The 17,466-nt window shown below is 66.5% G+C and carries 15 protein-coding genes and 1 pseudogene; 8 read left to right on the top strand and 8 right to left on the bottom strand.

Features of this window, described 5'->3' with window-relative positions; genetic code table 11:
* Window positions 1-43: 43 nt before the first annotated feature.
* The 5 genes from ASF71_RS19755 to ASF71_RS19735 are packed head-to-tail and all read left to right on the top strand — an operon-like array spanning window position 44 to window position 5,007.
* The gene (locus ASF71_RS19755; RefSeq protein WP_235514639.1) at window positions 44-913 is read left to right on the top strand and encodes an ABC transporter permease; all 870 of its coding nucleotides are present in this window, start codon (window positions 44-46) and stop codon (window positions 911-913) included.
* Window positions 895-1,866, top strand: coding sequence for an ABC transporter permease (locus ASF71_RS19750; RefSeq protein ID WP_235514638.1), 972 nt, complete (start codon window positions 895-897; stop codon window positions 1,864-1,866). The genes ASF71_RS19755 and ASF71_RS19750 overlap by 19 nt, the downstream gene beginning before the upstream one ends.
* 44 nt (window positions 1,867-1,910) lie before the next feature.
* On the top strand, window positions 1,911-2,981 hold the full coding sequence (locus ASF71_RS19745) for an ABC transporter substrate-binding protein (protein ID WP_056303307.1): 1,071 nt from the start codon (window positions 1,911-1,913) through the stop codon (window positions 2,979-2,981).
* 2 nt (window positions 2,982-2,983) lie between these two features.
* Window positions 2,984-4,240: a hydantoinase/carbamoylase family amidase gene (locus ASF71_RS19740; RefSeq protein ID WP_056303305.1), complete on the top strand. Its 1,257-nt coding sequence runs from the start codon at window positions 2,984-2,986 to the stop codon at window positions 4,238-4,240.
* Window positions 4,241-4,242: 2 nt separating this feature from the next.
* Window positions 4,243-5,007, top strand: coding sequence for a PucR family transcriptional regulator (locus ASF71_RS19735; protein WP_082506231.1), 765 nt, complete (start codon window positions 4,243-4,245; stop codon window positions 5,005-5,007).
* Here the strand turns inward: ASF71_RS19735 and ASF71_RS23210 are convergent.
* The 5 genes and pseudogenes from ASF71_RS23210 to ASF71_RS19715 all read right to left on the bottom strand — a co-directional run bounded on the left by ASF71_RS23210 (window position 4,983) and on the right by ASF71_RS19715 (window position 8,963).
* On the bottom strand, window positions 4,983-5,138 hold the full coding sequence (locus ASF71_RS23210; protein WP_200939749.1) for a hypothetical protein: 156 nt from the start codon (window positions 5,136-5,138) through the stop codon (window positions 4,983-4,985). The two genes, ASF71_RS19735 and ASF71_RS23210, sit on opposite strands and share 25 nt — an antisense overlap.
* 288 nt (window positions 5,139-5,426) lie before the next feature.
* Window positions 5,427-5,966, bottom strand: a pseudogene (locus ASF71_RS19730) (DUF1348 family protein).
* A gap of 15 nt (window positions 5,967-5,981) precedes the next feature.
* Window positions 5,982-6,950, bottom strand: a complete 969-nt coding sequence (locus ASF71_RS19725; RefSeq protein WP_082506230.1) for an ABC transporter substrate-binding protein — start codon at window positions 6,948-6,950, stop codon at window positions 5,982-5,984.
* A 305-nt stretch (window positions 6,951-7,255) separates the two neighbouring features.
* Window positions 7,256-8,056, bottom strand: a complete 801-nt coding sequence (locus tag ASF71_RS19720) for a ParB/RepB/Spo0J family partition protein (RefSeq protein ID WP_156372998.1) — start codon at window positions 8,054-8,056, stop codon at window positions 7,256-7,258.
* Window positions 8,057-8,126: 70 nt separating this feature from the next.
* Complete coding sequence (locus tag ASF71_RS19715; RefSeq protein WP_056303299.1) at window positions 8,127-8,963, bottom strand: ParA family protein; 837 nt, start codon at window positions 8,961-8,963, stop codon at window positions 8,127-8,129.
* Window positions 8,964-9,148: 185 nt separating this feature from the next.
* Between ASF71_RS19715 and ASF71_RS19710 the strand changes: the two genes are divergently transcribed.
* Genes ASF71_RS19710 through ASF71_RS19700 form a run of 3 tightly spaced genes read left to right on the top strand, consistent with a single transcriptional unit; the run spans window position 9,149 to window position 12,905 of the window.
* A complete protein-coding gene (locus ASF71_RS19710) occupies window positions 9,149-9,712 on the top strand; it encodes a 2Fe-2S iron-sulfur cluster-binding protein (RefSeq protein WP_082506229.1) in 564 nt (187 codons plus the stop codon).
* Window positions 9,709-10,677: a xanthine dehydrogenase family protein subunit M gene (locus ASF71_RS19705; RefSeq protein WP_056303294.1), complete on the top strand. Its 969-nt coding sequence runs from the start codon at window positions 9,709-9,711 to the stop codon at window positions 10,675-10,677. Before ASF71_RS19710 ends, ASF71_RS19705 begins: the two co-directional genes overlap by 4 nt.
* Complete coding sequence (locus ASF71_RS19700) at window positions 10,674-12,905, top strand: xanthine dehydrogenase family protein molybdopterin-binding subunit (RefSeq protein ID WP_056303292.1); 2,232 nt, start codon at window positions 10,674-10,676, stop codon at window positions 12,903-12,905. The genes ASF71_RS19705 and ASF71_RS19700 overlap by 4 nt, the downstream gene beginning before the upstream one ends.
* A 68-nt stretch (window positions 12,906-12,973) precedes the next feature.
* Here ASF71_RS19700 and ASF71_RS19695 read toward each other — a convergent pair whose 3' ends face one another.
* The 3 genes from ASF71_RS19695 to ASF71_RS19685 form a co-directional block, all read right to left on the bottom strand.
* Window positions 12,974-13,849 (bottom strand): serine protease, encoded by an 876-nt coding sequence (locus tag ASF71_RS19695; RefSeq protein WP_056303290.1) that lies wholly within the window; start codon window positions 13,847-13,849, stop codon window positions 12,974-12,976.
* A gap of 263 nt (window positions 13,850-14,112) precedes the next feature.
* Window positions 14,113-15,567 (bottom strand): NAD-dependent succinate-semialdehyde dehydrogenase, encoded by a 1,455-nt coding sequence (locus ASF71_RS19690; protein WP_056303288.1) that lies wholly within the window; start codon window positions 15,565-15,567, stop codon window positions 14,113-14,115.
* Window positions 15,568-15,595: 28 nt separating this feature from the next.
* Window positions 15,596-16,960 (bottom strand): replication initiator protein A, encoded by a 1,365-nt coding sequence (locus ASF71_RS19685; RefSeq protein WP_082506228.1) that lies wholly within the window; start codon window positions 16,958-16,960, stop codon window positions 15,596-15,598.
* Window positions 16,961-17,466: the final 506 nt, after the last annotated feature.

Here is a 17,466-nt window from a genome sequence, read left to right as displayed (position 1 = left end):
CTGCCCCTCTCCCCACCCCCCAGGCCACCCCCGGCGGCGCGGCGTGACGGCCCGCCGCCCGGCCGCCAACCTCTGGCCCATGCTGGCGGTCGCCGCGCTGGCCATAGTGCTGTACTGGCCGGTCATGCTCATCGCCAACCGGAGCGTGGCCGACGAGGCGCTGCGCAGCGGGGCGGACCTGGGCTGCGGCACGGCGTGGCAGTGCGCAACGGTGCTGCGCAACCCGGTACTGCCCGCACCGGGGCAGTTTGCAGCCGGCTTCCGGACCCTGAGCACGCCTCCCCTGGCCCCCACCAGCGCGCCCTACAACGCCCTAGTGACGGGCGGCGAGACGCTGTTGGGGCTGGCACTGGCAAGCGTGCTGGGGCTGGGGCTGGCGACGCTGCTGGTGTTCAGCCGCAGCTTCGAGCGGGCCACACTGCCCTGGCTGGTCGCCTCGCAGACGGTGCCCATTGTGGCGATCGCGCCCATGCTGGCCGTGTTGTTGGGGCAATACGGGGTGCAGGGTTTCCTGCCCAAGGCGATCATCGCCGCGTACATCGCCTTCTTTCCAGTCGCGGTGGGAGCGGCCCAGGGGCTGCGCAGCCCGGACGCCCTGCAGCTCGACCTCATGCGCACCTACCGGGCCTCGGCTTGGCAGGTGTTCTGGACACTGCGGCTGCCCGCCAGCCTGCCGTACCTGTTCACGGCGCTCAAGGTGGCGGCGACGGCGGCGCTCGTGGGCAGCATCGTGGCCGAGATCAGCACCATCTCCTTTTCCGGCCTGGGCAAGATGCTCGCCGAGAACTCGCGCGCTTCGGACACGGTCGCCCTCTGGGTGATCATGGTGTACGGCGCCGCGCTGGGTATCGGGCTGGTGGCCGTGGTCGGGCTGGCCGAACGGGCGGTGACGCGGTGGCGACCCGCCCGCTGACCCTGGCGGCCCCGGCGGGCACGCGGCGCAGCCCTGGTCTGGGTGCGGGGGTGCTGCTGCTCGCGGCGCTGGGGCTGCTGGGCCTGTGCCTCGCGCTGGCCCGGGGCGAGGCTCCGGGCACGCCCTGGCCCTGGCTGCTGGGCACGCTGGCGCTGCTGCTGGTCGGCGCGGCCGGGCTGCGGGGCGCGGCGCAGGGCGAAGGCCGGCTGGCGCGCACGCTGCCCGCCGCCGGAGCGCTGCTGCTCGCGCTGCTGGCCGCCGAGGCGCTGCTGCGGGCCTACGCGGTGCCTCCTGGCCTCATTCCCACGCCCAGCCGGGTGGGGGCGGCACTCTGGGCGGCCCGCACGGTGCTCCTGCGCGACGCCCTGACCACCTACGTGTACGAGGCGCTGCTGGGCTTCGTGCTGGGCGCGCTGGCGGGGCTGGGGCTGGGGCTGCTGGCCGTGCGCTTCCGCTTTCTGGAGCGGGGGCTGCTGCCCTACACGGCGCTGCTCTCCAGCGTGCCCATCGTGGCGCTCGCGCCGGTCGTCGTAAAGGCCATCGGGCTGGGCTGGCCATCCAAGACGGCGGTCGTGGCGATCACGGTGCTGTTTCCGGTCCTGCTCAGCACCGTGCGCGGCCTGCACAGCGCCTCGGCGCACCACCTCGACCTGCTGCACTCCTACGCGGCCACGCCGGCCCAGACCTTCCGGACCGCGCGCTGGCCCGCCGCGCTGCCCTTCGTGTTCGTCGCGCTGCGTCTGAGCGTCACCCTGGCCCTCATCAACGCCATCGTCGCCGAGTTCTTCGGCACCGAGGGCAGCGGGCTGGGCTTCCGTATCCAGATCGAGGTGGGGCGCTTCGGCCTGGACATCGTTTGGGCCGCCATCGTGGTCGCCTCGGTGCTGGGCGTGACCTCTTACCTGCTGCTGCTTGCGCTCGAACGGCGCTTCGTTCCGGCCCGCCCCACCTGATACCCGCTTCTACCCTTCCACTCCCCGCTCCCGGAGGTTTCACCATGAAGAACGCTGCGCTGCTCTCCTCTCTGCTGCTGCTCGCCCTCGTTCCCGCCGCCCAGGCGCAGGCCGCCGCGAAGACGGTGCCCGTCAAGCTCCAGCTCAAGTGGTTTCCGCAGGCGCAGTTCGCGGGGTTTTTCGTGGCGCAGGCCAAGGGCTTCTACAAGGCCGAGGGCCTGGACGTGCAACTGCTGCCCATCGGGGACCAGTCGCCCATCCAGACGGTGGCCACCGGCGCGGCCGACTTCGGCACCACCTGGATCACTGACCTTCTCACGGCCCGCCAGCAGGGCATTCCGGTCGTGCACATCGCGCAGCTGTTCCAGAAGAGCGGCTATACCCTGGTCTCGCTCAAGACCTCCGGCATCAAGGCCCCGGCCGATTTCAAAGGCAAGCGGGTGGGGGTGTGGCCCAGCGGGAACGAGTACCCGGCCGTCGCCCTGTTGAAGAAGTACGGCCTGACCACCAGCCTCGACAGCACGGTCAGTAACCCCAGCGTGCAGGCGGTGACGTACCCCTTCGACCCGAGCATCGTCTTTCCGGGCAAGGTGGACCTCGTCTCCGCCATGACCTACAACGAACTCGACCAGATCATCGGGCTGGGCTACTCACTCGACAAGTTGCAGGTGTTCCAGACCTCCGACTACGGCATCAACCTCCTCGAAGACCTCATGTTCTCGACCGAGCGCACGCTGAACAACGCCAACTTCAGGGGCAGCGGCCTGAGCGGACGCGAGGTCGCCGCGCGGCTGGTGCGCGCCACCATCAAAGGCTGGAACTACGCCGTGCGCAACCAACGTGAAGCCGTGGGCATCGTGCTCGTCAACTGCGGCAACACCTGCAAGGGGTCGGGCACGCGCAGCAGCGCCCAGGCGCACCAGACCTGGCAGATGGCCGAGGTCGCCAAGCTCTACAACGCCGGGCCGACCCTGCAGGGCCGCGCCGGGTATCTCGACCCTGCCACCTACAAGGCCAACGTGGCGCTGCTGAGGTCGCTCGGCATCCTCAAGAGCGACCCGAGTGCCGCCGCCGTGGACTACCGCGTCTGGCAGGCCGCGACCGGGAAGAAATAAGGATGAGCGCTCTCCCCTCCCCCGCCGTGGACCCGGCCCGCACCCTGGCCGAGCTGAAGGAACTGCGCGCCCTGACCGGTGACGAGAACGGCGCGCAGCGGGTCGCCTTCACCCCGCGCTGGCTGGCGGCCCGGCAATTTCTGAAGGACAAGCTGGCGGAACTACTGGCCGAAGTCCACCAGGACGCTGCCGGCAACCTGTGGGCGACCCTGAAGGGCGATTCCGAGCGCGAACTGCTCATCGGCGGGCACCTCGACAGCGTGCCCAACGGCGGCTGGCTCGACGGCTGCCTGAACGTGCTGGCGGGCCTGGAAGTGCTACGGCGCGTCTCGGCGCAGTATGCGGGCCGTCCGCCCGTCACCCTGCGGCTGGTGGACTGGGCCGACGAGGAGGGCGCGCGCTTCGGGCGCAGCCTGTACGGGTCGAGTGCGGCGAGCGGGTTTTTCGATGTGGCCGAACTGGCCAAACTGCGGGACCGGGAAGGCGTGACCCTGGGCGACGCCCTGCGGGAGGTCGGCGTGACGCTGGAGGACGCTCCGCAGGCCCGCGCGGAACTGGCGAAGGCCGCCGCCTACCTCGAACTGCACATCGAGCAGGGGCCGGTGCTGGAGGGGCTGGGCCTACCGCTGGGCGCGGTCCTGGGCACGGTGGGAGTCGAGCGCCATACCCTCACCTTCCGGGGACAGGCGGCCCACAGCGGCAGCACGCCCATGAACGTGCGCCGCGACGCCTTCCTGGCTGCTGGCAGGTTCGGACAGGAGATCTACGCGATTGCCGCGCGCCACGGCGGCGTGTGCACGGTCGGCAGCGTCAAGACCTGGCCGGGCATCGTGACGAGCGTGGTCGAGACCTGCGAACTCACCCTCGACCAGCGCCACCTCGACGCCGGGAAGCTCGCAGCGATGTGGCACGATGCCCAGGACGCCGCTCGCCGCTTTGCCGAGGAAGGGGGCTGCAGCGTAGACTTCGGCTCCCTCTGGAACATCGAACCGATCCCCTTCCACCCCGAACTGATCGCTGCCGCTGAGGCGAGCATCCTGGAAGTGACCCCTACGACCCACCGCCTGCCCAGCGGGCCGCTGCATGACGCCGCCGAGGTAGCCCGCGCCGGGGTGCCCACCGTGATGCTGTTCGTTCAGAGTCTGCGGGGCATCTCGCACAACAAGATTGAGGACACGCGCGAGGACCACATCGCGCTGAGCGTGCAGGCCCTCGACCGCCTCACCACCCGGGCGATGGCCTGGGTGCAGGAGCGCTAGGCGTGCTCCCCACCCTGCGCGAACTGCTCACCCTGCCCGCCTTCGCAGGGGCGGAGGTGCTGTGCGGGCACGCGGGGCTGGACCAGCCGGTCACCTGGACCCATGTGAGCGAAGTGCTGGACGCGGCGCGCTTCCTGTCAGGGGGCGAACTGCTCATCAGCACCGGCACGGCGCTCGCGGCGGCCCCTGCCCCCGAGCAGGAACGGTATCTGCGCTCGCTGGCCGAGGGCGGCGCACACGGCCTGGTCCTTGAACTCGTGCGCGACCTGCCCGAGATTCCGCCCGCCGTGCTGGGCGCGGCGCGGCTCTACCATTTTCCACTTGTGGTGTTCCGCCAGGAGGTCAGCTTCGCGCAACTCACGCGCGCGGCGCACGCTCGTATCCTGTCGCCGCCCACCCGCGGCGCTGAGCCGTCGCTGGCGCCCCTCCTCGACGCCCTGGCCGAGACGGGGCGCAGCGTGGCCTTTCTGGAAGCGCAGCTCGCGCCGCTGCTGGCGCTACCCGCCCGCCCACGCGCCTCGCTGCTGGGCACGCTGGAGGCCCTGCTCCACACCAACTTCAACGTGGCCGAGTCGGCGCGCCGGCTGGGTGTGCGCCGGCAGACGGTGTACTACCGCATGGAACAGCTCCGGGGAATGCTGGGCGATTTCAGCGGCCACCGGCGGCAACTGGCCCTGCACCTCGCCCTCGAACTGCACCGCAGCGAGGCCGGAGAGGCCCGCAGTTCCTCGGCCCCACAACCTCAGCGCGACTGCTCGAACACGTAGATGTGCGTCCGCTCGGGCAGCGTTTCGGGCGTGAGCTCCAGCGTGGACCCGCCGAAGCGCGTGACCTGTTCGGCCGGGTGACGCGCCAGGAACGTCTCGACCCTTGGCGAGCGTGGAGGCCAGCAGGGCATGGCACGCGCCGTAGACTTCCTGTTCCTTCCTGGGCCTGGCTTTCAGTGTAGCGACGGTCGTCAGCGAGGTCATGGACACTCTCCTGAACGGTTGGCCTGTACGCAACCAGAACGTGACGAAGGTCAGAGATGGACCGGCAAACAGGCAGCCCCGGCACGCGGAAGGCGCCGGACGGCCCCAAAGATCACGGCAGGGGGATACACAGGCACCCTCACACGGCGCCGCGCCAGAAATCAAATGTTAAACGGTCTCTCAAGATCGCCGGTCATTCCGGTCTGCCGCCAGGCTCAGAGACCGAGCTCACTGAGGCCGGGGTGGCCTTCCGGGCACGGACCGGCGGGCCAGTGGAAGCGCCGTTCGGCCTCGGCGATAGCCACGTCGTTGATTGAGGCCTCGCGCCGGGACATGAGGTCCTCAGGGCCGAAGGACCACTGCTCGGTGCCGTAGGTACGGAACCACAGGCCCGCCGCCGTACGGAACTCGTATTGAAACCGCAAGGCGCTTTGGTCACCCGTGCAGGCCCAGAGTTCTTTGCTCAGGCGGTAGTCCTGTTCGTGTTCCCACTTGCGCGTCAGGAACTCGACGATGGCGGGCCGGCCCTGCAGGAACTCCGAGCGGTTGCGCCAGCGGCTGCCTTAGGTGTAGGCCAGGGACACCCGGCCGGGGTCGCGGGTCTTCCAGGCGTCCTCGGCCCGCCGGACCTTGTGGGCCGCCGTCTCAGGGGTGAAGGGAGGGGCGGCCGGGCAACAGGCAGCAACCCACTGTAGGGCCCGCTGGGCCGCAGACCGGCGGGCCCCCTCTCCCCTGCTCAGGGCACCCTCGCCCAAAAAGACGTCCCCAACTCATTTCCTGGTCATCACGTCCACGACCTGTTTGATGAGCACCTGCGCGCTGTAGGGGCCGCCGAACACCCAGGTGGCGGGATCGAGGGTATAGCCGCGTCCCTGCTTGACGAAATCGAGATTGTTCCAGACCGCGCGGTTGGCAGGGGCCGTGAACACGTTGTCGTCGGCAGGCGCGATGGCGAAGAAGTTCTGGGTCTTGAGGGTGGTCAGACCTTCGAGGGACAGGGCATCGAAGCCGAAGGCCGGCATCTTGTCGGGCCGGTAGGCGTTGCGCAGCCCGGTCTGTTCCAGAATTTCGCTGGCCAGTGAACGGGTCCCGAACAGCCGCATGGTGGGCGTGTTGTATGTGTACCCCTGCGAGAGCACGAAGGTCTGCCCACCGCGCCCGGCCGCCGTCAGAGTGCGGCGGGCCGCTGCCTGGTCGGCGTCGAGCTGGGCCAGCACACGTGTCGCCTGCGCGCTGCGCCCAGTGATGCGGCCCATCAATGCGAAGGTCTGGCGCATTTCCTGATAGGCCGTGAGGCCGCTGGAGGCCGAGGGATAGGGATTGAAGACCAGCGTGGGCGCAATCCTGGCGAGCTGTTCACGCTGGCTATAGTCTCCGGACTGGTTGATGATCAAGTCGGGCTTGAGGGCCGCGATGACCTCCATGCTGACCTGACCGCGCGCGCCCACGTCCTTGACACTGGCGGCAATCGGCGTCGGCGTCTTGACATAGTCCTTGAAATTCTTGATGTCTGCCATGCCCACCGGCTGAATCCCGAGCGCAAGCAGGTTCTCGCTGTAGGTCCATTCGATAGTCACGATGCGCTTGGGGATTTTAGGAATACATACCTGCCCCATTACGTCGCGTACGAGCTGCCCAGCGCAGGCCGGCGCGGCATTCTGAGCCCCGGCAGCGGAGGGGGCAGTCAGGAGAAAGGCACCGAGAAGGAGGGACGCGGGGTGGAAACGGCTTGAGGGCATGGTCGGAGTGTAGAGAGAACGAAGGTTATATACAAGTATTCCGACTGGATAACTACGCTTTATCAATAAGACCTCACCACTGTAGAAGTCCAGTGCTTGTCCCAGATTGCTCCAGTTGACCCTCGACCTTTATACTTGTGAACCCCGAGGTCAGGTCGGACTGGTCAAAGGTGGTCCCACCAGTCCTATCCTTCGTGCTTGGGGTTTACAGTCGGCGGATGCTTGCTCTAACCCGGACCAACATCTGCTGCTCATAACGTTAAGAGCAATTCCAGTTCCCTCTGCTCATAACGTTATGAGCACGCCTACTCCTTCGTACCGGCCTTCAACAGCTGCTCCAGCTCTTCGAGGAGCTTACCGACCCGGCTCTGCTCCCTGCGGTTCAGCGCAGCGACGCGCCGCTCGTCCAGAAGGCCCCGAACACGGCGCAGTTGAGAGATATCGGCAGCCGGAGCCTTCAATGCAGCCGCGATCTCCCGCACTCCGAGATGTTCGGCCAGTGTCCGCTCCGTCAGGGCGCGCCGCTGGGAGTCGTCCTTGACGCGGGCCAGGGCGGCGGCGCGGGTGTATTCCAGCCGGCCACTGCGCATCAGGTCGAGAAGGTCGGGAGGGAAGCGCAGGACCCCGGCCCGGTTGGCCGCGAACGATGCCCAGGTCCCCCGGCCCAACTGCATGAACAGGGCGTCGAGTGTGGCCGTCGTCTCCGGGTCGGGTGTGCGGCGCTGGGCATGGAGGAGCGGCAGCACTTCCGCCTGCGGGATTCCAAGTCGCTGAGCCGTGACAGTCAGGATCGCCTCGACCTCGTCGAGCGGATTGAGGTCCTGGCGTTGCAGGTTCTCCAATGCGGCGAGCAGCGGAACATCGGCGTCGGCCACCTCACGGACTACCGCTGGGATTGTTGTTAGCCCCGCCGCCCGCGCAGCCCGCACGCGGCGCTCACCGGCCACGAGTTCATAGTCGTCACCTACCGGCCGCAAGAGAACGGGTTGTAGGACGCCCTGTTGGCGCACGCTCTCGCTCAGGGCCGCGAGGGCTGCCTCGTCGAAATAGCGGCGGGGCTGCTCCGGCCGGAGCCGGATCTGGGCCAGGTCCACCTCCTGAACCATGCCTGCTCCCGACTCGGCGGCATCCGGCAGCCCTCCAAGCAGGGAGCTGAAAGCGTCAGCCCGGCTGCGCCTACTCACCGCCAGCCTCCGTCTCCGGGAGCACCCCGACCGCTCCGAGCAGCTGCTGGGTCACTGCCAGGATTTCCTCGGTGACAGGACCGCGCCGGACGAATTCAGGCAATGGCGCGCCGTGCAGTTGCGAGTCGGGATAGAGCGCGGGACGGTAGGTGAGCGGCCGGCTGATAGGCGCCAGCCGCCCGAACTGCGAACGGAGCTGGGCTAGGCTCTCGCGACTATGGTTGGTGGTGTCGTTGTATTGCGTGACCAGGATCATGGACAGCTTGAGCCCTGGGTTGACCTTGCGGAACCGCGAGAGCATCACACCCACCGTCTGGAGACCCTTGAGACCTTTGCCACTGGCCGGTACAGGCACAACCACGTGTCCCGCCGCCATCACCGCCAGGGTACTGAGCTGACCCAGACTGGGCGGCGGATCAATGAGAACGAAGTCGTACCGCCCTTCCAGAGACCTGAGGGCGTCGCGCAGTCGCAGCACCCCCATGAGCTGACCCGGCAGCAGAGGTTCGATGGTCGCCATGTCGAGGTGCCCCGGAATGAGGTCCAGCCCATGCACACGTACCGGCTCAGGCAGCGCCAGATCGGCGTCGCCCTCGGCCAGGACCGCCGGATAGAGGGTATCGGAGAGTTCGATATCGCGCGTGTGCTCCCCGTCGGGAATCTGGCGAACCCCCAGCCAGTCAGTGAGATTGGCCTGCGGATCGGCGTCAATGAGCAGCACCCGGTACCCAAGCCGCCCCAGGGTGAACCCGATGTCCCGGACCGAGCTGGACTTGCCGACTCCGCCCGCGTGGTTGAAAAAGGTGATGACGTTCATCAGTGGCGCCATGCTACCGCCCCATGCCCCTCGCCTCGGCTGAAAGGACAATCAGATCAGGCACAGCGGAGACCCCAGGCAGATTTCCCGCGTCGAGGTCAACCTTTTCCCAATCCCGCTTAATGTCACGCGGTCATCCCACTGCCTAGAATGCCCACGTTTCCTGGCCCACCGCGACTTTCCCAAGAGGTATACCCATGACTTCCCTAGCTCATTCTTCGGCCTCATCCGTCAGGCCTCCCACCGAAACCGTTGACGTGTCCTTCCGCGTCAACGGACAGCCCCGTGACCTACAGCTCGACCCGCGCGTCACCCTGCTCGACGCCCTCCGCGAGAAACTGCACCTCACCGGCACCAAAAAAGGCTGCGATCACGGCCAGTGCGGCGCCTGTACCGTGCTCGTGAACGGCGAACGTATCAACTCCTGCCTGACGTTGGCCGTCATGCACGGCGACGACGAGATCACGACCATCGAGGGCCTGGGCACGCCAGATGACCTCGGGGAGATGCAGGCGGCCTTCATTGCGCACGACGGCTACCAGTGCGGCTACTGCACCTCCGGCCAGATCATGTCAGGCGTAGCGGTCCTCAGCGAGATCGGGCGTGGCATTCCCAGCCACGTGACGGCCGATCTCACGAACGTGGGGTACTCCGACGAAGAAGTGCGCGAGCGGATGAGCGGCAACATCTGCCGCTGCGCCGCGTATCCGAACATCGTCGCGGCCATCCGCGATGTCCACGAGCAGGAAGGCCAGAAGTGAGGGCCTTCACCTACGAACGGGCCGATACGCCGCAGGCCGCCGCTCAGGCCGCCGCGCGCACCCCCGGCGCCAAATTCATCGCGGGGGGCACCAACCTCCTTGACCTGATGAAGCTGGAGATCGAGACGCCCACGCACCTGATCGACGTCAACCGCGTGGGCCTGGACCGTATTGAAGAGACAGAAAACGGTGGGATACGCATCGGCGCGCTCGTACGCAACACCGATCTCGCGGCCGACGAGCGGGTGCGCCGGGACTACGAAGTGCTGTCGCGGGCGCTGCTCTCCGGGGCCTCGGGGCAGCTGCGCAACAAGGCGACCACGGCCGGCAACCTGCTCCAGCGCAGCCGGTGCCCGTATTTCTACGACACCGCGCTGCCGTGCAATAAACGCGAGCCGGGATCGGGCTGCGGCGCCCTGTCCGGCTTCAGTCGCAATCTCGCCGTGATCGGGATCAGTGAGTCCTGCATCGCGCAGCACCCCTCGGATATGGCGGTCGCCCTGCGCGTCCTCGACGCCGTGGTCGAGACGGTGAACGGCGAAGGCCAGGCGCGCACCATCCCGTTGGCCGACTTCTACCGCCTGCCCGGCGACACCCCCCACCTCGAAAACGTACTGGAGGAGGGCGAGTTCATCACCGCTGTCACCCTGCCGGCCCCACTTGGCGGCGTGCACACCTACCGCAAGGTGCGCGACCGGGCGTCCTACGCCTTCGCCGAGGTGTCGCTGGCGAGTGTGGTCACGGAAGACCGGGTACGGCTCGCCTTCGGTGGGGTGGCCCCCAGGCCCTGGCGCGTGGAAGCGGCCGAGGACAGCCGCGACCCCGAGAAGCTGCACGCCCGCATCTTCGAGGGAGCGACGCCTACCAGCCAGAACGCCTTCAAGCTGCCCCTCGCCCGCCGACTGATCGCGGCGGCCCTGAACGGTACGCCCACTCTCCCCGCCACCCTCGGAAGTGACGCATGAAATTCGACGCCCCCGCCGGCAGCAACCCTCTGGACCGTCAGAAGGTCCTGACCCGCCCACACACTCGCCTCGACGGGCCACTGAAGGTCACCGGACAGGCCCCCTACGCCTACGAGTACCAGCCCGACAGTCCGGTCAGCTACGGCTACGTCCTGAGTGCCGGAATCGCCAAGGGCACCATCAGGCGGATGGACACCAGCCGCGCCAAGGCCGCGCCGGGTGTTCTCCTCGTCCTGACGCACGAGAACATGCCCGAGCAGGGCGAATCGGATACGCCGGTGCCACAGCAGCGCAAGGCCTCGCCGCAGCTCAGCGGACCGGAGGTGCGCTTCTACCATCAGGCCGTGGCCCTCGTGGTCGCCGAGACCTTTGAGCAGGCGCGGTCGGCTTCACGTCTCATCGAGATCGAATACGACACGCAGGCTGGCAGCTATGTGCTCGGAGACGAACTGGACAACGCCCAGCCAAGCAAAGATTCGGAGGACAGCGTAGTCGGAAACTTCGACCGGGCTTTCGCCGACGCTCCCGTGAAGGTTGACCTGCGGTACACCACCCCCGACCAGTCGCAGTCACCGATGGAGCCGCAAGCCACTCTGGCCGAGTGGGATGCCGAGTCCGAGACCCTGACGCTTCACACCGCCCATCAGGTCGTGCACTGGGTCCAGATGGGCATCGCCAAGACCCTCAAGCTCAAGCCGGCGCAGGTGCGCATCGTGAGTGCTTACGTGGGTGGGGGCTTCGGGTCCAAACTGCTGTTCTTCGCCGATGCGGTCCTGAGCGGCGCCGCCGCGAGACTGCTGGGGCGCCCGGTCAAGGTGGCGCTCACGCGTCCCCAATACTACAACTCCACCAGCCACCGGCCCGCGACCGTGCAGCGCGTGCGGCTGGCCGCCGGGCGCGACGGCCGCCTTCAGGCTGTGGGCCATGACACCTGGTCGGGTAACCTGCCTGGAGGCGATACCGAGGCGGCGGCCGACCAGACCAAATTGCTGTACGCCGGCGACCACCGCCTGATCCGTACCCGGCTGGCCGAACTCGACCTGCCGCCAGGGGCGAGTATGCGCGCACCCGGTGAGGCGGTAGGCCTGCTCGCCCTCGAAGGCGCGATGGACGAACTCGCCGAGGCGCTGGAGATGGACCCGGTGCAGTTGCGTGTCGTTAACGATATTCAGCACGACCCCGAGAAAGGACCGGAGCGGCCCTTTTCCTCGCGCCGCTTGGTCGAGGCGTTGCAGCTCGGAGCCGAACGCTTCGGGTGGGAGAAGCGGGAGGCGCGGCCCCGGCAGGTCCGTGACGGCGAGTGGTTCATCGGTCTTGGTATGGCCTCGGCCTTCCGCGCCAACCTCGTCCAGCCGTCGGGGGCCAGGGTCGTTCTGGAACCGGACGGAACCTTGACCGTCGAGACGCAGATGACCGACATCGGCACGGGCAGCTATACCATCCTCGGTCAGGTCGCGGCCGAGATGCTGGGCCTACCGCTGGACAAGGTCCGTGTGCGCCTAGGAGACAGCGATTTTCCACAGGCCTCCGGGTCGGGCGGTTCCTTCGGGGCGAACAGCTCGGCGTCGGGGGTCTACGTGGCCTGCATGGACCTACGCCGCAGCATCCTCCAGCAGCTGAATTTCGCCGAGGCCAGCACCACCTTCGAGGATGGCGAGGTGCGCTGCGAGGACAACCACGTGCCGCTGACCGAGGTTGCCGGTGAAGCGGGGCTGGTAGGAACCGGCAAGATCACCTGGGGGGACCTTACCGAGAAGTACGCGCAGGCCAGCTTCGGGGCACACTTTGCGGAGGTCGCGGTGAATAGCGTGACCGGCGAAACGCGGGTACGCCGGATGCTCAGCGTGGTCAGCGTGGGCCGGGTCATGAACCCCGTCACGGCGCGCAGCCAGTGTCTGGGCGGCATGACCATGGGCATCGGGGCGGCACTCATGGAAAACCTGGAAGTAGATCCCCGTCTGGGCCTATTCATCAACCACGACCTTGCCGAGTACCATGTGCCGGTTCACGCTGATATTCCCGACCTCGACGTGGTGATGCTCGAAGACCTCGACGACAAGGCTTCGCCGATCAAGGCAAAGGGCATCGGAGAACTGGGTATCTGCGGCGTGGGCGCGGCCGTCGCCAACGCGGTGTACAACGCCAGCGGTGTGCGTATCCGTGACTATCCCCTGACGCTCGACAAGATTCTCGCTGGCTGGAGCGAGCCAGCGCAGGCGAGCGACTGAGTCAGGGACAACAGGAAGAGGGGGCACCGGCCAGTCGCCGAATGCCCCCTTTTCCTGTCCTGACGCCGTTACTGCGCCTCGATGCCAGTCTGCTGGGCAATCCAGTTGATGTAGCCGTTCACTCGGGTATAGACCCCGTAGCCCCGGCACTCCGTCGGGCCGTAGCTCACGACACCCAGCACGTAAGTTTTGCCGTTCAGAGGCGCCGCCAGCGGGCCGCCGCTGTCTCCGTTGCACGAATCCTTACCGCCCGAATACTTGCCACAGATGGTGTTGCCGGGGCGACTGCCGCAGTCGCTGCCGGTCGGCGTGATGGGAATGGTGACCTCGCGCAGCGCCGTATTGCTATAGCCGCCGCTCTCGGTCCTGCCCCAACCACTGACGGTCGCCGATTTGCCGTTCACGTCGAGCGCACTTTCAGCGCTACTGCCGGGCAGGGCGGCAGGCCGCACCGTACTGCCCAGCGTGAAGGCGCTGCTCACCTTGATGAGGGCGATGTCGTAGGCGTCGCTGGAACTGCTGCGGCCGGGGTAGAGGATGATCCGCGAGGCGCTGCGCTGCTGGCCCTCCGTGCGGGTCAGGTTGTTGATCCCGGCGCGCACGCGCATGCTGCTGGTGCTCTGACCCTCGACGCAGTGGGCTGCCGTCAGCACCCACTCGCTGCTCAGGAGGGTGCCACCGCACCAGCCCCCGGACAATTCCGACTGCGGCGTGACGCTGACCTGATAGGGGCGGGTACTTACGCTGGTGACCGTGCCGTACACAATCTGCTCCGAGAGATTTCCGAAGGCCCGGTCGGCACTGATCACCGTCTGGGACTCGGTGGGCAGGGCCTGGGTGCTGGCCGCGACCGGCAGGTCGGCAACACTGACCGTCTGGACATTGCCACAGGCGGTGAACAGGAGGGCACCGAGAGTCAGAACAGGCAGAGAAAACCGTGTCATAGAACCTCCAGAGAGCAGGTGAAGATGAGAGACAATCACCACAAAGGGTCCGGCAAAGCTCAGGCTTACAGACCTGAACCGCGGAGACGCCGAACACTGTTGTCACGAACCCGTTTGGTTTAGCACGGCGGGTCGGCTGCCGTTCATGAACTTTTTCGCATTTGTGACTTCTTTTACATTTGGTAACTGTCGAGTGTTGTGCCGGATCGAACGCTAGGCGAACCTCCGTCCACCAATGCCCCGTAACGGCTCTGAAAAGCCCCTTAAAGGCCCAGGCTGACGAACTTCGTCTCCAGGTACTCGTCCAAGCCCCAGTGCCCGCCCTCGCGGCCCACACCGCTGTTCTTCATACCGCCGAAAGGAACATTGGGGGCCGCCGCACTCGGCACGCCGTCGTTGATGCCTACAATGCCGTACTCCAGGGCTTCAGCCACACGCCAGGCCCGGCTCAGGTCGCGGGTGTAGGCGTAGGCAGCCAACCCGTACTCGCTGGCATTTGCCAGAGCCAGAGCCTCCTCCTCGGTATCGAAGACCACCACCGGGGCCACCGGCCCGAAAGTCTCCTCTCGCAGGATCAGGCTGTCCGGGGCCACATCGGTCAGGACGGTCGGCTGGAAGTACAGGCCGCCTGTCGCCTCGCCGCCCACCACTGCACGCGCCCCGCGCGACAGGGCGTCCTCGACCTGGGCACGCACCTTGTCCAGCCCCGCCTGCTCGACTACGGGCCCGACCTGGGTGCTGTCGAGCAGAGGATCGCCCAGGGTCAGGCGGCCGGCTTGGTCGCTCAGGAGCCGGGTCAGCTCAGCGGCCACCTCGCGCTGCACGTAGATCCGGTTGGTGCTGATGCAGGTCTGCCCGGCATTGCGGAACTTCGAGGCCATGATCTCGCGCGTGGCGCGTTCCAGATCGGCGTCCCCGAACACCAGGAAGGGTGCGTGGCCGCCGAGTTCCAGCGACACCCGCTTGATGGTCTTCGCCGCCTGGGTGTACAGCAGCCGCCCCACCGCCGTGCTGCCGGTGAAGGTCAGCTTGCGTACCCGCGGGTCATCCATCATCGGCGCGGTCAGGGCGGCCGCGTCGCTCGTCGGGAGCACCTGTAGGGTATCGGGCGGGCCGCCAGCCGCCAGCCAAAGCTCGGCGAGATACAGAGCCGTCATGGGACTCTGCTCGGCCGGTTTGAGGATCATCACGCACCCGGCGGCAAGTGCGGGCGCCGCCTTGCGGGTGATCATGCCCGCCGGAAAATTCCAGGGCGTCACCGCGTATACGATCCCTACCGGCTCGGCGCTCGAAAACCCGCGCTTGTGGCTCAGGCGCATCGCCACCCGCTCGCCGACAATGCGGCTGGCCTCTTCCGAGCACCACTCGACAAAACTGGCGGCGTAATGCACCTCGCCGCGAGTCTCGCTGATCGGCTTGCCCATCTCCAGGGTCATCAGGCGGGCGAGCTGCTCCTTGTGGGTGAACATCAGGTCGTGCCACCGGCGCAGCACCTGCCCACGTTCGTAAGGGTTCACGGCCCGCCAGCCGCGCAGGGCCACCTCGGCCGCGTCAATGGCCCGCCGCGCATCGTCGGGCGTGCAGTCGGCCACTGCGCCGATACTCTCCAGGTTGCCCGGATGAATGACCTCGAAGGAGGCTGGCGTCTCATGCCACTCTCCGGCGAAGTAGGCTTGGCTGCGGGTGACGGAATCGCGTATGGACATCGGGGTGGTCATTAGAGCTCCTGGGAGGAAAGGGGGAGGGTCAGTCGGCCGGAAGCTGCGCGCGCAGGCGCTGGGCAAAGGTTTCCTTCTCCAGTCGGGCAACGGCCCCCATCGCCTCGTCAAGCAGCTCAGCCGCGTCGAGACGGCCCTGAACGATGGCGTGACGCAGGCGGTCGAGTTCACTCACGCTCAGCAGTTTGCGGTAATGGACTCCCAAGCGCCCCAGAGCCTTCTCGGCGGCCTGCGTAGGGTCTAAGCCTAGGAACTCCTCCCGGACGCTGGGAAGGGCCAGCAGAGGCTCCATGCGGGCCGCTTTAGGGGATGGCTCAGATGGGACAGGGGATCGCGCCGAGGGTGCAGCGCTGGGATAGGGGTACTCGTCCGGATTCTGGATCAGGTGGATAAGGGCCGCCGCTTTGCTTTTTTTGACCACGAGCACCCCTGCCCGGACCAGACGGTCGAAGCGGTCCATCGACTCGGTCAGAAAGGGCTGACCCACCTCGCGCACCAGCCGGCGGGCCACACCGTCGGCTACGCCGTAGGTCCGGAAGCGCCGCGAGAGCACCGGGTCCATCGGCGTGAATTCGCGCACGAACTCGTACCGGATCATCTGGTCGCGGCCCCGCCCCGTGAGGGTGACGTCGCGCAGATATCCGCGCTTGACCAGCTCTTCGTGCGGCGAGGCCAGGGCGCGCCGGATGTTGCCGGGGATGGTGCTTGGAATCTTGCACTGGTCCGCCCAGTTGATCAGGTTGACTTCCAGGGTGTCTACCCGCTCGTCAGGACGCTGCGGGTCGTAACGCGCGCCGTCAAGAATCCGGTACAGGGCGCGAGTCCGGGGGCGCGAGAGCGAGAGCATGAATTCCGAGTCGAGCGGCTTGACGTAGCCGCTGCGGATGCTTGCCACGATGGCGTCAGCCAGGCGGCCCGAGATCATGGTGCGCTCGTCGAAGGAGCCGCTGCTGTCGGCACTACTGAAATCCAGCGATTCGATGAAATGGAATTTGGCGTGGGTCCAGCGGCCGCGTGGGTGGTCACGCCAGCCCCCACTGACGCTGTAGGACGAGGTGTGCAACCGTTCCAGGCACTGACGCAGGGTGGCATGGTATTTGCCGGTATTGTGCCAGCCGCAGAGTTTGATCAGGGCTGTGGCACTGACCGAGAAGCGGCCGTCCTCAGGCTCCTTCAGCTCGATGTACAGGTTGATGAGCGCCGCCGTCACATCGCTGTCCAGGCCGTGTGGCACGGCATATTTAGGCAAAGCCTCGCAGCGGACCCGCACCACCCGGCCCTGCGCCTCGTAGGTCACGTCCCACTCGCTGACATCAGCTTGGTCCACGGCCGAGATCAGATTGAGTCGGGAGAGGTTCAGTTCGTCGAAGCGGGTTGGTCGGTCGGTCGTCACGGGCCTCCTTTGATTGATTGAATCTTAAAGCCTATAAACAGAAAAGATTTGAATAAATACATTGATTGATCATCATCAAGAGCGTCAGGCAAAACTTCGTCCAGGACGCTGCTTTTACCCCTCAATCGCTCAGGTGTGTCGTAGGGAATCGCTCAGGTGTGTCGTCGGGAGAAGCCCTCAATCGCTCAGGTGTGTCGTCGGGAGAAGCCCCCAATCGCTCAGGTGTGTCGTAGCCAATCGCTCAGGTGTGTCGTAGCCAATCGCTCAGGTGTGTCGTCGGGAGAAGAGCCAACCGCTCAGGTGTGTCGTCGGGAGAAGCAGGCCAATCGCTCAGGTGTGTCGTCGAGGAAATGCCCCAATCGCTCAGATGTGTCGTCGGTAAAACGGCCAATCGCTCAGGTGTGTCGTCGAGAGATTTCATGATTTTATACTGTTATCAGGCAATTAATACAAAAATTTTTAGCTTAAAACATATAATATCGGATGGATTGGGCCTAATAAAACCC

This window comes from Deinococcus sp. Leaf326 (assembly GCF_001424185.1).
Lineage (GTDB): Bacteria > Deinococcota > Deinococci > Deinococcales > Deinococcaceae > Deinococcus.
The sequence above is the reverse complement of the archived record's forward strand: the minus strand, read 5'-3'. Positions and strand labels throughout refer to the sequence as shown.

Bases quoted from the DNA above. Each gene is read 5' to 3' on its own strand.
- ASF71_RS19690 (WP_056303288.1), bottom strand. From the start codon at position 15,567: ATGACCACCCCGATGTCCATACGCGATTCCGTCACCCGCAGCCAAGCC.
- ASF71_RS19700 (WP_056303292.1), top strand. From the start codon at position 10,674: ATGAAATTCGACGCCCCCGCCGGCAGCAACCCTCTGGACCGTCAGAAG.
- ASF71_RS23210 (WP_200939749.1), bottom strand. From the start codon at position 5,138: ATGCCCTGCTGGCCTCCACGCTCGCCAAGGGTCGAGACGTTCCTGGCG.
- ASF71_RS19740 (WP_056303305.1), top strand. From the start codon at position 2,984: ATGAGCGCTCTCCCCTCCCCCGCCGTGGACCCGGCCCGCACCCTGGCC.
- ASF71_RS19720 (WP_156372998.1), bottom strand. From the start codon at position 8,056: ATGGTTCAGGAGGTGGACCTGGCCCAGATCCGGCTCCGGCCGGAGCAG.
- ASF71_RS19745 (WP_056303307.1), top strand. From the start codon at position 1,911: ATGAAGAACGCTGCGCTGCTCTCCTCTCTGCTGCTGCTCGCCCTCGTT.
- ASF71_RS19715 (WP_056303299.1), bottom strand. From the start codon at position 8,963: ATGGCGCCACTGATGAACGTCATCACCTTTTTCAACCACGCGGGCGGA.
- ASF71_RS19725 (WP_082506230.1), bottom strand. From the start codon at position 6,950: ATGCCCTCAAGCCGTTTCCACCCCGCGTCCCTCCTTCTCGGTGCCTTT.
- ASF71_RS19695 (WP_056303290.1), bottom strand. From the start codon at position 13,849: ATGACACGGTTTTCTCTGCCTGTTCTGACTCTCGGTGCCCTCCTGTTC.
- ASF71_RS19710 (WP_082506229.1), top strand. From the start codon at position 9,149: ATGACTTCCCTAGCTCATTCTTCGGCCTCATCCGTCAGGCCTCCCACC.